Genomic DNA, 16,602 nt, shown 5'->3' on the forward strand with positions numbered 1-16,602 from the left:
TCGGCCCTTTCAGCCTCGTCGCGATTTCGACATGGCGCCGACTGCCAGCGCTGCGCCCAGCAGCACCGTCAGTGTCGCGGTACCCACCAAGGCCATCACCATCGGGCGGCGGTCCGGCTCGGGTTCAGGCTGTGGCGGACCAAGAGGGCGCGACAGGTTTTCCCGGGGCGCAGGGATCGGCGGCACGTCATAGTTCAGCGCAGCTACCGGGTCGATCGCACCGTAACCCAGGCGGTTGTCCACGACAGCAGCCGGCGAATGCGCGGTCTGCTTGATTCGGTTGATCACCTGATGGGCCGGCAGATCGGGGTACTTTGCTCGGATCAGGGCCGCCAGTCCGGAGACGTAGGCCGCCGAAAAGCTGGTGCCACTCATGGGTTTGAGGGAATTGGTCTTCGTGTCGTGGGTCCCGTTGATGAGGTTTCCTTCTTGGTTGACGCCCTCCACGAACAGCCCTGGTGCGCCGACACCGACCCAGGGTCCGCCCACGCTGATGTCGGTGCCCTGGTCATCTACGGCGGGCTGGCCTTCGTTGTTGGTGGCGCTCACCGACAGAACGTAGTCGGAGAACCAGGCCGGGGTGCTGATCGTCACCACTGAGTTCCAGTTGCGTGGGTCTTCGACACTGGTGGCGTCGATGTTGGGGTTCTGTGCGCATCCCGGAGTGGATGTGTTGCCTGCTGCGGCGACTATCACAGCATCCTTTTCTACGGCGGCGTAGCGTAGCGCGGCACCAAGGGTCGTCTGGTCGACGGGCTTGAGCACCGGGATGCACGCCACGATCGACATGTTGATCACGCGGGCTCCAGTGTTGGCCGCGGCGACTACGGCCCGCGCCAAGCTGCTGACGGTGCCTGCTCGACGGTCCTCCTCCGAGGTCGCAGACGGCGCTACCGGCGTGAACATCTGCGAGGACTGCCGGATCGATATGAGCTCGACTTCCGGTGCTACGCCGACTAATCCGTCACCTTCGGCAGGACTTGAAGCGATGATCGCTGCGACCGTCGTACCGTGAGCGTCGCAGTCCTGCAGACCGTCGCCCCCGTCCATGATGAAGTCGCCGCCGCCGCGTAGTCGGGGCAACCGAGGGTTGGGCCAGACGCCCGTGTCGATGAGCGCCACTGATACTCCTGCTCCCCGCCCGGCCGATTCCCAGAGACGGGGCAGATTCATGAAGGCTTGGGATCCGGGGACCGCTGCCGGGTCGGTGCCCGCAATCAACCCCGTGGGGATGCAGTCGTACTTGTGCTGCATGGGCTCGTCGGGTCGCGGGGTGCCGTCCGGGACCGCCAGCGGATCAACAACCGGCGGTGTGATGGCTGTTGCCGACGGGGCGCCGACCAGTGGCCAGGCTGCCGCCAACATCACCACCGCAGCTACGGCCGACGCACGTTGGCCGCTCATCACATGTTCCTCGCCAGGTAGATGAGGTTCAGAAGCCAGATCGCCAGCGGCGGGATCGCCACAATCAGCAGGTACTCGATCCATTCGATGACCTTGCGGAAGACCGGTGAGAACACCTTGGCCGGCACGACCGCCGCGGCGATCAATCCGGCCGCGCCGAGGCTGAGCACCACCGCGGCCGCGATATACGCAGCGAACGTGCCCTCGCCGGTGAGTGCATAGTTGGCGGCCGTGATGAGCACCATCAGCAACCCGGTGGCCACCACGATGATGGACTGCTCCCGGCTAGCGAACGCGCGACCCCGCATGACCAGGATCGCAGCCAGCACACCGATATACACCGTGGCCAGCCACCAGCGCCCCTGCCCGGGTATCACCGCCCAGATCGAGCCCCCGATGAAGAACACACCAACCGTTACCAGCAGTGCGGTCAAATAGACGTTCGCGGCCTCTGCTGAGCGCCGAAGCTGCTCCACGGTCGGCGTGCCTTGGTGTTCGGCAGCGACCAACGCCTCTGCGGCAATAGCATCGGCATCGGCAAAGGTGTCCTTGCCTGTCACGGTCGGAAACGGCGGTATCGGGATACCAGCCATCCGTGCGGCCAGCTTAGGCGCACCGGTTAGTACAAAGAGGTTGACTGCCAACACCGCAACCGACAGGTTCTGCAAGGAGGCCCCAGTCAGCGCGTAGATCAGCGCCAGTATTGCTGCCGTCGCGGTGACCATTACCGTGGCCGACACCACGATCGGTGGGGCCGGACTCAACCGCCACAACGCCGCCGCGACCGCCGCTGTGACTGCCGCTGCCAACATCAGGTGCCACGACCCCGGATAGCCCGGAGTCACCATGACTGCTGCTGCCGGGCACGCGATCAGCACACCGGAGAGCCACATCGCCGTCGCGGTCACCAGGTCTTTGGCCCGCCACCACACCAATGACCCGACAACCAACAGCACCACTGCAAGACCCGCTGCCGCGACCCCGGGGATCAGATTCCAGTCTTGGCCGCTGTTCAGGTTGCGCCACCATGCCAACCCCAACAGTGCGGTCACCGCCGCGACCGCCGCACCAACGACCACCCCGGCCACTCGGCGTGCGGTTTCTGCGGTCACCACCGAATACTGCTGCTGATTGAGCACCGCCACCGCTGACGAGGGCGACTCGAAGATCGGGGTGAACTCCACTTCGGCATCGATGATGTCGAGCACCAACAGTTCGCCATCACGCACACCCTGCTGCGTGAGACTCTGGGTACGATCCAGCGGTTGCCCATTGATCAACGTCATCCGCACCACGCCCGGGCTGATCATGCGATCATCGTCGGGCTTGCGCATGCCGTCGTCGCTGCCCTCGCGGGTTAGCAAGACACGCACCAACGAATCAGCAACGGCCGCCACGGGCGAACTCGCCGGCAGAGTGACATCGTGTTGTCGACCCTCAAAAAGGACTGCCACCCGAACCTGCTCGGCCAAGCGCACTCGCTCGGCAGCGACCGTACCGACGGGGTAGTTCTCGGTCACCGCAACGTCTGTTGATGTCATCGCCGCTCCTGCCCGCGCTCATCGCCCGACGCCGGCCACTGCGGCCGATACCCCGGGTCTTTGTCCGCCGCACCTGCGAACCCGTCCACAATCGAGGCCGCTGTTTCAATGAATGCCCGCTGGGTCTGCGGCGCCAGCCGATCGAAGTTGATTGCTGTGGCATCGCTGAGATGCGGATCGTAGGGAATGTCATGGACCGCCCGCACAGCACGCTCAAATCCCTCATGGAGATTGCGTACCGCTTTGGTGGGAGTGACCTTGTTGACGTTGCTGACTACCATCACCGCCGAACGCACCAGGTGCGGATAGCCATGCTGCATAAGCCAATCCAACGTCTCACGGGCAGCCTCGGCTCCGTCGTAGCGCGTCGTCGTGGGAACCACCACAACGTCGGCCATCGACAGCACAGCGGCAATCACGTCGTCGCGCATCTGATTTCCGCAGTCGAGCAACGCGATCGGGTACTGCCGAGACAAACGCTGCCATGTCATCACCAACGCGGTGCCGGTGATCACCTCGTCCCCCGGGTCACCCGCAAGCACCTCCAAACCCGAGGAACTATCCTTGCCCAGGTAATGCCGAAAATCACTGTACGAGTGCAAATTCTGATCCATCAACAGCCCGCGCCACGTTCCCGTGCTGGGCTCATTGATTCGTTTCGCGAGGTTACCGCTGGCTGGATTGGCGTCAATGGCGACCACCTTGTCGTCGCGGTAACGCGCTAGCGCAGCACCGATCCCGACGGTGGTAGTGGTCTTAGACACTCCCCCCTTCTGCTGCAACACCGCGATCGTGTAAGTGCCGCGCAGGTTGACCGTTAGACGGCGCCGCAGATCATTCCACTCACGCTCAGCGGGACTGAGCCCCAAGTTGATCCGCATCGTCTGATACACCCTGCGCCGCCACCCGCGCTCAGGAACTTGTTTGTACGGGGTGACAAAGTCGGCCTCTCGGACCTGCGACTGCATCGCCCCCACCGACTCATGGCGCTGCGGGGGCACACCGAGCGGTCCGGGGCGGGCCGCGAACGGGGGCGGCGGCGGGGACTGTGGAGGTGGGCCGCCCGGGTAACCGGCGGCGGGAGGTCCAGCCTGCCAGTCCTGCCGATCGGTCGGCTCTGGACGCGGCGAAGCGCTGCGCGGATCGTACTGTCCCGGCGCCGGTGGCGGGGCGGGCGTGTGCCGCGCAGGCGGGGCCGTATATCCGCGCTGGGAGACGCTGTAGTCGTCCGCATTACCGTCGTGCCGATAGCTGGGTCCTGGGCGCTGAGCGTGCCGAGCTATCGACTCACCGCCGGGCGGCCGCGGTGCCGGATACCCAACCGGGGGCGGGGGCGGCGCTGTGTAGTGGTCTGGTGGTAGGTGTTCGCTGTTGTATCCGGGATCAGCTCTCCACGGCGGGGTGCTGTCCGCCGGCGGTGCGGTGTACGCGCCCGCCGGGTGGTGGCCACCGTCGAATCCTGCCGTCGCCGGGGGCGGCGCTGTGTAGTGGTCTGGTGGTAGGTGTTCGCTGTTGTATCCGGGATCAGCTCTCCACGGCGGGGTGCTGTCCGCCGGCGGTGCGGGGTACGCGCCCGCCGGGGGGTGGCCACCGTCGAATCCTGCCGTCGCCGGGGGCGGCGCTGTGTAGTGGTCTGGTGGTAGGTGTTCGCTGTTGTATCCGGGATCAGCTCTCCACGGCGGGGTGCTGTCCGCCGGCGGCGCGGGGTACGCGCCCGCCGGGGGGACACCGTCGAAACCATCGTCGGGCACGGCCGGGCCCGCAGCGTGCGGTGAGGGCTCTACTCCGATTGGAACAGCTTGAGGGCCAGTCATTCCCGCGCCCACAGGCGCATCGGCGCCGGCCTCAGCATCGTCATCGGACGGCAGCGCGGTCACCGGGTCATCCGCCCCGGCGGCGGGCGTACCCGTCGGTTGCAGATACTGGCTGAAAAAGTCCTGATCGCTCACGGGCTCTCGATTCTCCTGCGCCACAAGTGGCCTACCTCCTCGGACTGATTCACTACAGTACATGATTAATCACTTTTGGGCACCACGTAAACAGCTATTTTGACTGATTTATCTGGTCGTGTTCACCGTGCGGACAGGCTCGGACGTAAGGGACTTAACGGCCGGGTCGGGGGGTAGTCGACCACTCAGCCAGACCTACTGTGGACATGACCGATTTCAGCGCAGACAAGATCGCCGCATCGGACCCTGGCGCAATCAGCGTCCACCATGAACCACTCTCACTGCGAACAGGGCCGCTGACGACCCTGCCAGCACTGGTATCGGTGACCGTGGCGGCTGTCTTGCTGACCTGCATCTGATGGTTGCTGCCGTGCGTCACAACAACCATCGACAACTCCATGACCGGATGATCCGCCGCCAGCGTGACGATCCGATGTTGGTCGGCATCCATGCCCAGACGCCCCAACGCCACCATCGGACTGTGCTCGCCGCGCAGAACCTGCGCCAAGCTGCTCAGCAAGTCCGCCGTAGGGACGGTAACTGCGTCGAAGGAAGCCGGCACCATGGCCGGGCCGCACAGCGGGAGCACGCGTTGGACCAAGCCCGCGAGCGTCATGCCCGGGCCCAGGCTCTCCACCGTGACGTTCTCCCCATGTCGCGCGGCGGCGACCGTCACATCACCGCGGCGGGCAATAGCTACCCGTAGATGCTCGCCGCCGCGGTGGATCAGACACGACAGCACCACATCCGGATTGCCCAGTGTCTGCACCCACAGCTTCACCTGTGGGTGCACGACATCGCCGCCGAGCAGGACACCGGCCTCCTGGAGCACCGCATAGCCCGGGTGACTCTCAGGCAGTCCGCACTCACTGACAAATGGTCGACACACGAGCACCGCGGGCAAGGTCTCCACTGCGCACAATGCCTGCACCAGCCAGAGCCCCTCGGCGGTGATCTCCAAGCTCGTCGCTGGCTGCGGCCCCGCTGCGCGCGGACCCGGACGACCCACAAATGCTGTCCCGCCCATGGTTCTTCTGTTCTCCCCGTCGTGAACGACCTTCTTGCAATGCTGCTCTCAAGCACTCGGCCCGGCCTGCCGACAGAATCGCCAGACCGGGCCGAATACCCGTCACCGAAGGTGGATGGCCACCTACACGTACTGCGCCTTGATCGACGCGTCCTTGGTGACCATTCCGTCCGCGCCGGTCAGCAGAGCAGCCTTAGCCTCCTTGAGCTTGCCGCTCAAGGCATCGACCAAGGTGATAGCGCGGGTGTAGTTCTCGCGGAAGGCATCGCCGCCGCCGCCCTGGAAAGATCCCTCGGTCATGGACTTCAACTTGTTTGCCTCGACGGCGACTTCGGCGGTCAGCGTTTCGCAGGCCTCGATCTGGTGAGCGCAGTCCTGAATCATCGGGACGTTGTATTCGATCAAACTCATGATGTTGCTCCTCTACGGCTGTTTCTGGATGCGGGATGTAGTGGTCTGGTCAGACGCTCATGGCGTCGATGGCGCTGAGGCCCGCGGCGGCGTCCTCGTCGCCTTCCTGCAGGCTCGTCTTCGACACGCCCATCTTCTGACCGTGCTCTTCTTGCATGAGCGCCTGCTGATTGCCCAGGGTCTGCAGATCTTCACCGACCCGCATCAGCGCGGCCTGGCCAGCACCCTTGAAGCCTGGTGCGACCCCTTCGAGTGCCGATCCGAGCTGCTGCACCATCGACTGCAACCGGTCCTGCTTCTCAAAGAGACCCTGCTGGGTGGTCTCCATGAGCTCCATATCGCCGGAAATCGTCATGTCCTGTAAATCCTTTCATTAACGGCTACAGCACTCTTCGTGTGCGGCGCCTGCGTGTCTGTCGAGAATGTGTTGTGCCCGTATCTTGCTCAGGGCACCCCCTTGCCCCCGGTGTTGGCAGTCACCAAACCACCGCCTCCGGTAATCACCGGCATCGTGTCGGTGCCGTTGTAGAGACTGGACGCGGCCGCCATCACAGTGGCGCCGTCGACCTGCTTTTTTTCGGAATCCTGTTGATTAGCGCCACCGGCCGCCGCAGCGCCGTGGGCCATCGGCCCCATCATTCCGCCGCCGCCCATGCTGGCCGGCATCGTCGTACCGGCCCGCGCCTGCTCGATGCGCGACCCCGTGTCGGCGCTGACCGGCGTCGCCGCGCTCACCGACGACGCCCAGGAGCCAGGACTGCGCAGCGCTGAGGCCGCCGACATCGCTCCACCCATGCCCCCGCCCCCACCAGCTCCACCGAGTGAGGCCGCGACTGCTCCCCCTGCCTGCGGTGTTTGGGTCACCCAGTCAGCATCACCCGCGGAAAAATCGGCCCCCAGATCGTCCGGTGACACATTCAGCGACGACGCCAGTGAGCTGAGCTGACCAAACGCTTGCTGCGGTAGCTCCGAGATGCTCTTGAATGGACCGCCACCGCTGAACGCTGACAGCGCCTGCGTCGGCATGCTGAGGAGTTGCGGGAACAGCCCAGTCGCGGTCTCCATCATCTGACTGGGATCGGCAGACTGGGCGCTGGGCTGGGATCCACCACCCGCCGCGCCGACAGTGCTAGGCGGAGGTGGAGGGATTGGCGGTATCGCCTGCACACCAGCCATGGAAGCCGCTTCATAGGCCGACTTGTTGGCCGCTCCCCGCATCCACATCTCGGTGTACTGACCACGATTGGCGACGATGAGCGGAGTCAGCATCCCCAGAAAGTTCGCCCCGACCAGCGCCATGTGTTCGCTCTGATTGCCGACAACTTCACCAGGATTAGGGGTTGCAGCCCGCAGCGTTTCGAATGCGTCCCCGGTGGCCATAATGCTGGCCGAAGCGTGGTTGAGCATGGTCGCCACGGTCCCCAGCCACACCAGGTGCGGGACATGGGCCAGCCTAGCCACCTCGCCCGTGACCGACGGCCAGCTGATCGACATAGCAGCCTCCACAGCCGCATGGCCGCCCAGCATGCCGATGATCGCACCGGCTAGCGCTTCGAGCTGCGCGGCTGAGGCGAAAAACGAGGCAGCTGACGGTCCCAGCCAAAAGCCCGCCGACGTGGTTTCCGGCGGTTCGGCTTGATAGGCCCCCGGTGGCATAGCGGTGCTCCCCGTCTCCCCTGCCTGGGTCCTACAGGACCGCGTTCATCAGCACCGCATTGGCGGCATCTTCGAGCGACGTCACCGTGCCGGCCACCGAGTTCGCCACGCCGTACAGCGCCTGCATTGCAGATGCCCCGGACAGCACCGCAGACACTTCCGCGCTGTACGCGGCGATCTTCGCCGCGTTGGTCGCCGAAATTTCTTCCAACCCCGGCGGCACCACAGCCGCGGCCGCGGCCGCCTGCGCCGTGTGCCCCGCAGCTTGAGCCGAAAGCCCTGCGGTCGCCGCCGCAGCAGCGGCAAGACCCACCGGATTGACAACTACTGACGTCATGGACGCCCCCTAACTAATCAGGACTCCTGCACGATAACACAGGAATAGTCACCCCGTACACATAAAGTGAACAGCCTTCGTGGCCGCCCACTTGTTTGCCAGCCATACACGCGACTAGCCTGCCTCTCTTTGATACCACCACGAATTGACGACGTTGTCATGCGCGAGTTTCCACCGCTCACCATTCATCGCCACCAGAGATCGGGCTGTAGCCTTCGGGCAACGGTGGGGTAGCCACCTGAATCACCTGGCGTCCCCCCTTCGGGTAGATCAACTCTCCGCGCCCCGGCGCCCGGGGAGTAGCCCGGATGCCGGTAACAATCGGTCCATCATCGCGGGAACCATCAAGGATGAGCACACCCGACCCAGCCGCGCTCATCCCAGAGATGATCTTGTTGCCACCCGTAGTGGACATCCAATTCTTGACCGCCGAGGCGACCAGGAAGTGGACCCCAATCTGTCTACCCCGCGACACAGCAGACTCCAAAGGAGCCACCAGCGACATCGAGCTGTACCCCGGAACATTGAGCAGCGTGAAGTCGTCAATCACAATGAAATAGCGCGGTCCACTAAAACGCCACCGAGCTCTCTCCTCGGGACTGGCATCTGCCGGCGCGGTGCGCTCGGCGAACTTGGCCGCCAGCTTCTTAGACGCCTCACCGATCTGCTGCGAGTCCGAGCTATAGAACGTCAAGTAGGCAGGATCGATGAACGCCCCCAGCTCCAGACCGACGTCAAAGGCAATAATCTTCGCGGCCTCGGGGGTGAAACTCTGCTGGATCGACGCGATGAGCGTTCTGAGCACCGTGGTGCGACCCGATTTAGCACTTCCCACGGCGTAAAAGTGCGGGCACTCAGCCAAGTTCACCCCCACCGTGGCCAGCGCGACGTCCCCGATCCCGAGCTTCAACATCCCCCGCGGCACATCGTCGAGCTCGGCGTAACTCACCTCAGCGGGCAACGTCGGCAACGTCGGCGCAGGGGCAATACCCAGAGCACTCCACCGCTGCGCGATCAGCGCGCACGTCTGCTGAACGGCATCCTGGCCGTAATCAGCAGACTCCACCGCAGGGAGCACGGCTGAGGCCACTGGCACCCCCGCCAGGAAATGCAACACCTTGCCCTTGTCCTTGATCAGACCCCGGCCTGGCTGATCAGGAACCTTGCCGGCCATCTCACGATCGCCGGCCTCGCTCTGGGTGGGCTCCTGCACACGCATCTCGACACGCGTGCCGCACTTTTCCTTGAGAGTGAGGTTCGCGGTGGCCCACTGGTCATTGGTCACCAGCAAATGAACGCCGTAGTTCAGTGCCGAGCCCGTGCCCAGCGCCACGATCCGGCCGTGCAGATCCATGTCCTCCTGTTTGAGCCCAGGAAGGTTGTCCACGAGCAGGAACACATCGCCATGCCCATCCTCTGGGATCTTGCCGGGCTTGCCGGCGAACTTGCGCGCACGAAACTCCTCCAGGTCGCAACCCGCGATCTCCCAGCTACGCACCCGATCCTTGAGAATCCGTTCGACCTCGCTGACCACGCGGGCCACCTTTTCCGCGTTACCTTGGCCCGCGATCCCGGCCACATGCGGCAATCCTGCTAACGCATCGAGTCGGCCGCCGCCGAAGTCGATACCGTAGAACTGCACCCGTTGAGGACTATGCGATATCGCCAACGACGTGACGATGGTCTGCAGCGCCGTCGACTTTCCGCTCTGCGGGGCTCCGACCGCCATCACGTTGCCCTGAGCCCTGGACAGGTCTGCAACAACCAAGTTCTGGGTATGGCCAAACGGGTCATCCGCGCGGCCGTAGGGCACCCGAAGACCCGCGTCCTCGGTCACATCCAGCCAGTCTCGCCCCCAGAACTCCTGGGCCATCTCGTCCAACGGAATCGTTGCAATATCTTCCAGCGGAGGCAGATACATCCGGTGCATCGGCCTGCACGTACGCCCCGCGCCGGCGAGCCGTCCGACCAGCGTCGAGACCACCGTCGGGGAATCGACGTCTGTCTGAGCGAGTGCCTGCTCCTCGGCCTGCTCCTGCGCAGCGCGATCATCCTCGTCATCGAGCAACTCAATGTCGATCGGCAAGGAATGCACACCCGTTTCGAAGCGGTGCGCGTCGATGAACTGCCCCTCCTGACGACGCCGCTGCGCCTTGCCTACCACCGGCGCAATGAACGGCGCTGACACGTAAAACGACCGGAACAACTGGTGTTCGTCGTCGTGCACCAGAAACCCGGTGCCCACCGGGGCGCCGATCAGATCGGTATACGCCTTCGGCGACCCAATCGCCTGGCGCGACTGCCCGGCGTCCTTGAGTTTCAACCCGATCGAGTAGGTCTGCTGGCTGATCATCCCGGCCATCCGGCCTGACTCAACCCGCTGCGAAGCATTGAGAATATGCATCCACAAACCGCGGCCTTTACGGGCCACCGTGTCGAACGTTCCGGTGAGTGAAGGCCGGATCTTGAGCAGCTCGGAGAACTCGTCCAGCACGATCACGAGAGCGCCCAGCGGCTCCAGCTCGGGACGTGTCGTCGCCCGCGCCCGTTCGTAATTGCGGACATCCTTATACCCAGCGGCTTTCAAGATGGTCTCTCGACGCACCACCTCGCCGTTGAGCATGTCCTCTAAGCGATCCAGCCGCGAGGCTGACTCTTCGAGGTTTGAAATGACACCCTGAACCTGAGGCAGGTCAGCCAGCGCCATCATCGCGGTCTCACCCTTGAAGTCGCCCAGGATCAGCTGTAACACCTCGGGGTTATGCGTCATAGCCAACGCCAGGATGAACGCCACCAACGTCTCGGACTTACCGGAACCGATCTGTCCGGTCAGCATCCCGTGCGGCCCCATACCGCTCTCGTCGGACTCCTTCAAGTCCAGCCACACCGGCTTACCCGAGGTCGGGTTCTTGCCTAATGCAGCCCGCAACCGGCTCTGCACGGTCATTTTCGACCATAACGTGTGCGGATCCCACTGCCGGGCATCCGCAATGTCGAAGAAGTCCAAGAAATCCTGACCCGCGCGAGCATCAGCGGCCCGCTCAGCAAGCAGGCGGGTCGCGGCATCTTCACGCTCGAACCGCGACATCGCTCGAGCAAAAACCTCGAACTCCACCTGCGACATCACGTCCGGTTTTGCGGCGAATTTCAGCCCTTTGGCGTACCGACTCGATACCTCGGTCATCACAGCACCTCCTCAGCGCGCAGCAAGTGGCCCTGGTCATCGAGCACGAAAGCCGTTGCCGACGTCGCCAATGCCGAGAACGTGTCTCCGGTCGCCTCCAGCACACACAGCCCGGCGAACCCCATCGCATCCACCGGCTCGCCGAGGTCACCGCTCTTGAGCACCCCGAGCAGCGGAGCGCAATTCGCACCCGGCAAGTCCACCACCACGACCATGTGATCATCCGGTGGCGGCATCCCCTCCATACGAGCCGACCACGGACCCTTGGATTGCAGCGCCGTTCCGTGCCGATCCATAAACTCACCAACATCGGAATAGATCATCCGAACCGGCCCAGAGGCATCAACCAGAACCGGATCGCCAACGTGCGGAAGCCATTTAGCGCCCTGCCACGCCGCCTCATCATCGGTGATGATCGCCATCCGGACCACATCAGGGCCGTGAAAGGCGCATAACTGGCAGACCATCGCCCGAAGCAACCCCTGAACGATCGGGCGTTGATCATCGTCGGCAGTAAACAACGCCCACCCCATCTGGTCGAACAAATGCAACGGCCGGGCAACATCGTGGACCACATTCTGCGTCAGCAGAAAGTCACGAGCCGCGATCGCCGTCGCCGTCTCACGAAACTCCGGTGGCGGAACCTTCTGGGGAGGAAGGATTTTCGTCCTGAGACGCGTCACCCCGACGCCGATGCGCACATGCCCAAAGTTCCGGTCGTTCGGGGATCGCTCCCACATCCGGGCTGTGCCGACCAGCGTTAACAGCGCCCCCTCAGAGGGGTTGGGATGGTGGTAAGCGATTTCGCGGGCCTGCGCCCGGGCACCGTCGTGGACATCTTCACGCAGCTCATCGAGAGTGCGCGCATAATCAACCCGGCTGGCCGCCAATGCCGCCGGCCGCGCCTTCTCATTCTGCCCACCGCCGCGGTTGCGCATCATCATGAACACCGACATCAGCATGATCGGCAGAATGAACAGACCACCCATGCCCATGGTGCGAGCACCGCTACGGATCATGATCACCAGCAGAACCACCACGGCGCTGACGAAAACCAAGATCCACACCCACATGGGCGGCCGAGATTGTGGCGGGCGCACCAATTCAGCCAGCTCGGGCAATGTCAGACTGCGCTCGCCAAGCTCGGGCGCACGCGCCTTTTCCTTGTCGAATCCCTGCTTGGTCATCGCGATCAGTTCCCCCCGCTCTGTAGCCGCTGCCCCGGAATGTTGATCACCGTGTCCCGTTCCACGCGGGCCGCCTGTTCCGAGAGAAGCGGTCCCGCCGGCAGCCATCGGATAACCGTCCACGGAGCCCGCGTCGGTGTCGTGTCTTTCAACCCCAGGGCTTGCTGAGTTGTACTGCCCTGGCCTGCCACATCAATTCCGAACCGCACCCCGGTGTCGCCGATCCACCACAAGGACTCCCGCCGCGGCGAGTCCGGTTCTACACCGGTAACCTGCACAAAATTCGCGCTACCCGCGCCGAGATAGACTTCATCGGCTGCGTCGTTGGCCTGCCCGGAGACCATGCGCATCACCTTGGGCTCCTCACTGACTGGGATCGGTATGCGACGCCCCGACACTGTTCTCACGCTGGCCTGCGCTTCGTTGGCGTCCTTGCTCCACACCACGCAGGTGACAGGCTCTACAGCCTTGTCCAGCAATGTCAGAGGACCCCTGGGGTACTTCGAGACGTCGAAGCCCACCGCCTGCGGGGCATCAGCCACAACGTGCGGTGCGGCGTCAAGCACACGTCCCTGCCCGGATGGGTCCGCGTTGCTCAACATCAACGCCACCGTCTCGGGTATCAATTGCATGCCAGCAGGCAAGGCCACAAAGAACTGCTGCTGCCCGTCGGCGGACACGGACCGAACTACCGACCCCGACACGACCGGCAGCTGCGCCTCGGCGTAGCCGACAGGCCCCCCAGCGTTCGGCACCGCCGGAACCCGTAGGGGTGCAGTCGGAATCAGCGCTTCAAAGAGCGCTTTGGACATCGGTGCCGGCCGCACGCTTCCGGCCTGAATGCCCAGCGCCAGGGTCACCGGCCGATCAGCGAGGTCGATGAGCGAGCGGTGGCCATCGGTCACCAGATACACCGAACCGCCATAATTCATCAACACTGCCTGAGGGGAATGCATCTCGTGTGACCAATCGCCCAACTCCAAGTCGCCGCCGAGCACCGTCACCGAGGGCTTGCTCTGCGGCCCACCAGAGCCAAGCCTGTCGCACAGCCCCCAACCGGTCGTCTGCGGAGTACGCGGCGCCAAATCATTGGGGGCGCCGACGATGCCGACCATCGGGCCCATCGGACGATCCTCGATCTGAGCCATCGGGACCAGCTTGGGAGACACATCCTGACCCAGGATCAGACGTGCCGACGCCAGATTCAGTACCGGGTGCATCGTTGCGTCGATATTCACATACAGTGCCCCACTGGCCCGATCGGCCACCAGCTTGGAGTCCCCGATCTGGCCTGCGGGCCGCAGCCACGCCAACACAAAGCACACCCCGAGCGCCAGTACCGCAATCACCACACCCACCAGGGTCGAGGCCCCGTAGTTCTTCGACGGGTCGTGCACCAGGCGCACCGAGTGCCGAGCCACCGCGACCGCCATGCGGTGCCACAGAAACCGCCATGCGGCGACCTGCTCCAGCGAGGCATAGGTAAGCCCGGTGCCACGCCGACGCGGCTTCTCAGATTCGTTCGAGCCCGCCACCTGCGCTACCTTCCCCCGCCGATCGACACCACGTGCACGTGATCCATATGGTTCTGCGTCGCACTACCGCGACCGCCCATCATCGAGGCGCTCCCATCGGGCTGAATCATCTGCTGCCGCCAGATCATGTGATCCAACCCCAGCTCGGTCCGATTACGAACCAGAAAGTTGACGACCTCATTTCCCAACTGCCGCCCTTCTGGGGTATCCCAGTTCGGAATCATGACGTCCAGCGCCAGCCCGTCGGGATGCCAGTGCAGCGAATCTTGGCGAACCCCACCGATCTCCTTGATCTCAGGGAACGCCGCACTGATAGCCCGGTTCATCAGCTTCGTGTATTTCTGCAGCCCACGCTCATTGGCGCGGCCGGGCCCGCTCGTATCCAGCCCCCGATCAGCACCGCCACTAGGCTTGGTGGACGCGGCTTTAGAGATGGTCTGTGTAGCCGGGGAAGCCAGTCCGCCCAAGGCGCTCAAGGGTTGCCCCAGCGCAGACAGTCCACCCATGCCCGGCATCCCGCCACCCATACCGCCACCGCCGGGCATTCCACCGCCCATACCCGGCATAGCGCCGCCGAACCCCGCCAGCGGTGATGGACCGCGAGGAACACCACCGATATCGTTGTAGCCAGCCACATTCGCCGCCGTCGAGGCGGCATGGGTGCCGGCATCGGCGGTCCCAGCCTCGGCGGTGCCGCGGGTCTCCTCCAGTCGTTGCATGATCGCAGTGATCAACGCCCGCTTACCTTCGGGAGTGTTGGTCGCCAAACCCATCGACTGCACATCGACCACCGCCTGATCGATGATCGCGGTCATCTCCCCCTGATGCTCATCGGAGCATCCCAGGGTGGACCGCAACTCGGACTGCGCGGTGTTGTCCTGATCAGCAAGGGCGGCAACCTTATTGCTGATCTGCCACCCACTGTTCTCCTGCCCCTCCGCACCCTGACCGCTGCCTGGCGCTTGGGCCGGCGGTGCCGGCGGCGGGCTGGCCGGAAGCGGCAGTAACGCAGAACCACCGGATGCGCCGAACCCATCGCGCACACCACCCATCACCCCCCCAGCCGACCGCACAAACGTCTCCACAGACATCAGTAACCACCTCCAGAAGAGCCCGGATTGAACTGAGCTACCTTCGCCAGGTCGCTGCCGTCACGGGAAACGTTGTATCGGCCCATCACGTAGTTCATGGCGGCGCTGATGTTGGCCACCGGGTCATAAATGTTGGTCGAGGTGCCTGGCTGATGGTATGCAGCGAACGTTGTCGGAATCGTTTGCAACCCGCCCCGTGACGAGTTCCCAAAATAGCCATCGGCCGCAGCAGCGCCGTGGGCATTGGAATCAGTCAGATTGATGGCCAGCGGATTGAAGCTTGACTCCCGCGCCGCCGCCGTCATCAGGCCCTGAGCCCACCGTTGGCGCGCCTGAGGATCGGTGATACCCATGACGTCGAGCGCCTCGGCCACATAACGTTTGTAGGCCTCCCGGCCGACGGCGAACTTCTCACGGTCAAACCGGACATCCTTGACAGGAATGCGCCCGGCCGACGACACATTTCGCCCAGATCCGCCACCGGAATCACGGCCTGATGCCGATGCTTTAGAGATGGTCTGTGTAGCCGGGGAAGCCAGTCCGCCCAAGGCGCTCAAGGGTTGCCCCAGCGCAGACAGTCCACCCATGCCCGGCATCCCGCCACCCATACCGCCACCGCCGGGCATTCCGCCACCCATACCCGGCATAGCGCCGCCGAACCCCGCCAGCGGTGACGGGCCGCGAGGAACACCACCGATATCGTTGTAGCCAGCCACATTCGCCGCCGTCGAGGCCGCATGAGTACTCGCGTGCGCAGTGCCGGCATCAGCGGTGCCGCGGGTCTCCTCCAGTCGTTGCATGATCGCAGTGATCAACGCCCGCTTCCCTTCGGGAGTGTTGGTCGCCAAACCCATCGACTGCACATCAGCAACAGCCTGATCGATGATCGCGGTCATCTCCCCCTGATGCTCATCGGAGCATCCCAGGGTGGACCGCAACTCGGACTGCGCGGTGTTGTCCTGGTCAGCAAGGGCGGCAACCTTATTGCTGATCTGCCACCCACTGTTCTCCTGCCCCTCCGCACCCTGACCGCTGCCTGGCGCTTGGGCCGGCGGTGCCGGCGGCGGGCTGGCCGGAAGCGGCAGTAACGCAGAACCACCGGATGCGCCGAACCCATCGCGCACACCACCCATCACCCCCCCAGCCGACCGCACAAACGTCTCCACAGACATGCTCTACACCGCTGCCGGGGTCTTACCTGTCGCGGTGGGGTCGAACCAGCCCAGGAAGTCAGGCCCTGAGCTGACGCTCTCCAACGGCTGTTCCTGACCTGAGACCAG

13 protein-coding genes are annotated in these 16,602 nt (G+C 64.1%); all 13 read right to left on the reverse strand.

The features are described from left to right. Positions 1–9: 9 nt before the first annotated feature. Positions 10–1,404 carry a type VII secretion-associated serine protease mycosin gene (gene mycP, locus BST47_RS26370; RefSeq protein WP_083128812.1) on the reverse strand — a complete coding sequence of 465 codons (1,395 nt, stop codon included), beginning with the start codon at positions 1,402–1,404 and terminating at the stop codon, positions 10–12. After that, on the reverse strand, positions 1,404–2,945 hold the full coding sequence (eccD, locus tag BST47_RS26375) for a type VII secretion integral membrane protein EccD (RefSeq protein ID WP_083128813.1): 1,542 nt from the start codon (positions 2,943–2,945) through the stop codon (positions 1,404–1,406). The genes mycP and eccD overlap by 1 nt, the downstream gene beginning before the upstream one ends. Continuing rightward, positions 2,942–4,894, reverse strand: coding sequence for a nucleotide-binding protein (locus BST47_RS31330; RefSeq protein ID WP_234809876.1), 1,953 nt, complete (start codon positions 4,892–4,894; stop codon positions 2,942–2,944). Before BST47_RS31330 ends, eccD begins: the two co-directional genes overlap by 4 nt. 154 nt (positions 4,895–5,048) lie before the next feature. Then, positions 5,049–5,855 carry an ESX secretion-associated protein EspG gene (locus BST47_RS26385; protein ID WP_234809877.1) on the reverse strand — a complete coding sequence of 269 codons (807 nt, stop codon included), beginning with the start codon at positions 5,853–5,855 and terminating at the stop codon, positions 5,049–5,051. 189 nt (positions 5,856–6,044) lie between these two features. Next, positions 6,045–6,332 carry a hypothetical protein gene (locus tag BST47_RS26390; RefSeq protein WP_068920398.1) on the reverse strand — a complete coding sequence of 96 codons (288 nt, stop codon included), beginning with the start codon at positions 6,330–6,332 and terminating at the stop codon, positions 6,045–6,047. 49 nt (positions 6,333–6,381) lie between these two features. After that, complete coding sequence (locus BST47_RS26395) at positions 6,382–6,687, reverse strand: hypothetical protein (protein ID WP_068920397.1); 306 nt, start codon at positions 6,685–6,687, stop codon at positions 6,382–6,384. 89 nt (positions 6,688–6,776) lie between these two features. Further along, positions 6,777–7,988, reverse strand: coding sequence for a PPE domain-containing protein (locus BST47_RS26400; protein ID WP_083128823.1), 1,212 nt, complete (start codon positions 7,986–7,988; stop codon positions 6,777–6,779). 31 nt (positions 7,989–8,019) lie between these two features. After that, positions 8,020–8,325, reverse strand: coding sequence for a PE domain-containing protein (locus tag BST47_RS26405; protein WP_046364543.1), 306 nt, complete (start codon positions 8,323–8,325; stop codon positions 8,020–8,022). Between the two features lie 178 nt (positions 8,326–8,503). After that, positions 8,504–11,509: a type VII secretion protein EccCb gene (eccCb, locus tag BST47_RS26410; protein ID WP_068920410.1), complete on the reverse strand. Its 3,006-nt coding sequence runs from the start codon at positions 11,507–11,509 to the stop codon at positions 8,504–8,506. Then, positions 11,509–12,696, reverse strand: coding sequence for a cell division protein FtsK (locus BST47_RS26415; RefSeq protein ID WP_068920395.1), 1,188 nt, complete (start codon positions 12,694–12,696; stop codon positions 11,509–11,511). The genes eccCb and BST47_RS26415 overlap by 1 nt, the downstream gene beginning before the upstream one ends. A gap of 5 nt (positions 12,697–12,701) precedes the next feature. Next, positions 12,702–14,231, reverse strand: coding sequence for a type VII secretion protein EccB (gene eccB / locus BST47_RS26420; RefSeq protein ID WP_083128826.1), 1,530 nt, complete (start codon positions 14,229–14,231; stop codon positions 12,702–12,704). Positions 14,232–14,236: 5 nt separating this feature from the next. Then, positions 14,237–15,322 carry a VldE C-terminal domain-containing protein gene (locus BST47_RS26425; protein ID WP_133056247.1) on the reverse strand — a complete coding sequence of 362 codons (1,086 nt, stop codon included), beginning with the start codon at positions 15,320–15,322 and terminating at the stop codon, positions 14,237–14,239. Next, positions 15,322–16,218, reverse strand: a complete 897-nt coding sequence (locus tag BST47_RS26430; protein ID WP_234809878.1) for a transglycosylase SLT domain-containing protein — start codon at positions 16,216–16,218, stop codon at positions 15,322–15,324. The genes BST47_RS26425 and BST47_RS26430 overlap by 1 nt, the downstream gene beginning before the upstream one ends. Positions 16,219–16,602 lie beyond the last annotated feature (384 nt).

The sequence above is a fragment of the Mycolicibacterium tusciae genome, assembly GCF_002086795.1.
Classification (GTDB): Bacteria; Actinomycetota; Actinomycetes; order Mycobacteriales; family Mycobacteriaceae; genus Mycobacterium; species Mycobacterium tusciae.

Coding starts and splice junctions, on each gene's coding strand:
- mycP (WP_083128812.1), bottom strand. CDS start 1,404: ATGAGCGGCCAACGTGCGTCGGCCGTAGCTGCGGTGGTGATGTTGGCG.
- eccD (WP_083128813.1), bottom strand. CDS start 2,945: ATGACATCAACAGACGTTGCGGTGACCGAGAACTACCCCGTCGGTACG.
- BST47_RS26390 (WP_068920398.1), bottom strand. CDS start 6,332: ATGAGTTTGATCGAATACAACGTCCCGATGATTCAGGACTGCGCTCAC.
- BST47_RS26395 (WP_068920397.1), bottom strand. CDS start 6,687: ATGACGATTTCCGGCGATATGGAGCTCATGGAGACCACCCAGCAGGGT.
- BST47_RS26400 (WP_083128823.1), bottom strand. CDS start 7,988: ATGCCACCGGGGGCCTATCAAGCCGAACCGCCGGAAACCACGTCGGCG.
- BST47_RS26405 (WP_046364543.1), bottom strand. CDS start 8,325: ATGACGTCAGTAGTTGTCAATCCGGTGGGTCTTGCCGCTGCTGCGGCG.
- eccCb (WP_068920410.1), bottom strand. CDS start 11,509: ATGACCGAGGTATCGAGTCGGTACGCCAAAGGGCTGAAATTCGCCGCA.
- BST47_RS26415 (WP_068920395.1), bottom strand. CDS start 12,696: ATGACCAAGCAGGGATTCGACAAGGAAAAGGCGCGTGCGCCCGAGCTT.
- BST47_RS26425 (WP_133056247.1), bottom strand. CDS start 15,322: ATGTCTGTGGAGACGTTTGTGCGGTCGGCTGGGGGGGTGATGGGTGGT.
- BST47_RS26430 (WP_234809878.1), bottom strand. CDS start 16,218: ATGACCGCGATCATCGATCAGGCTGTTGCTGATGTGCAGTCGATGGGT.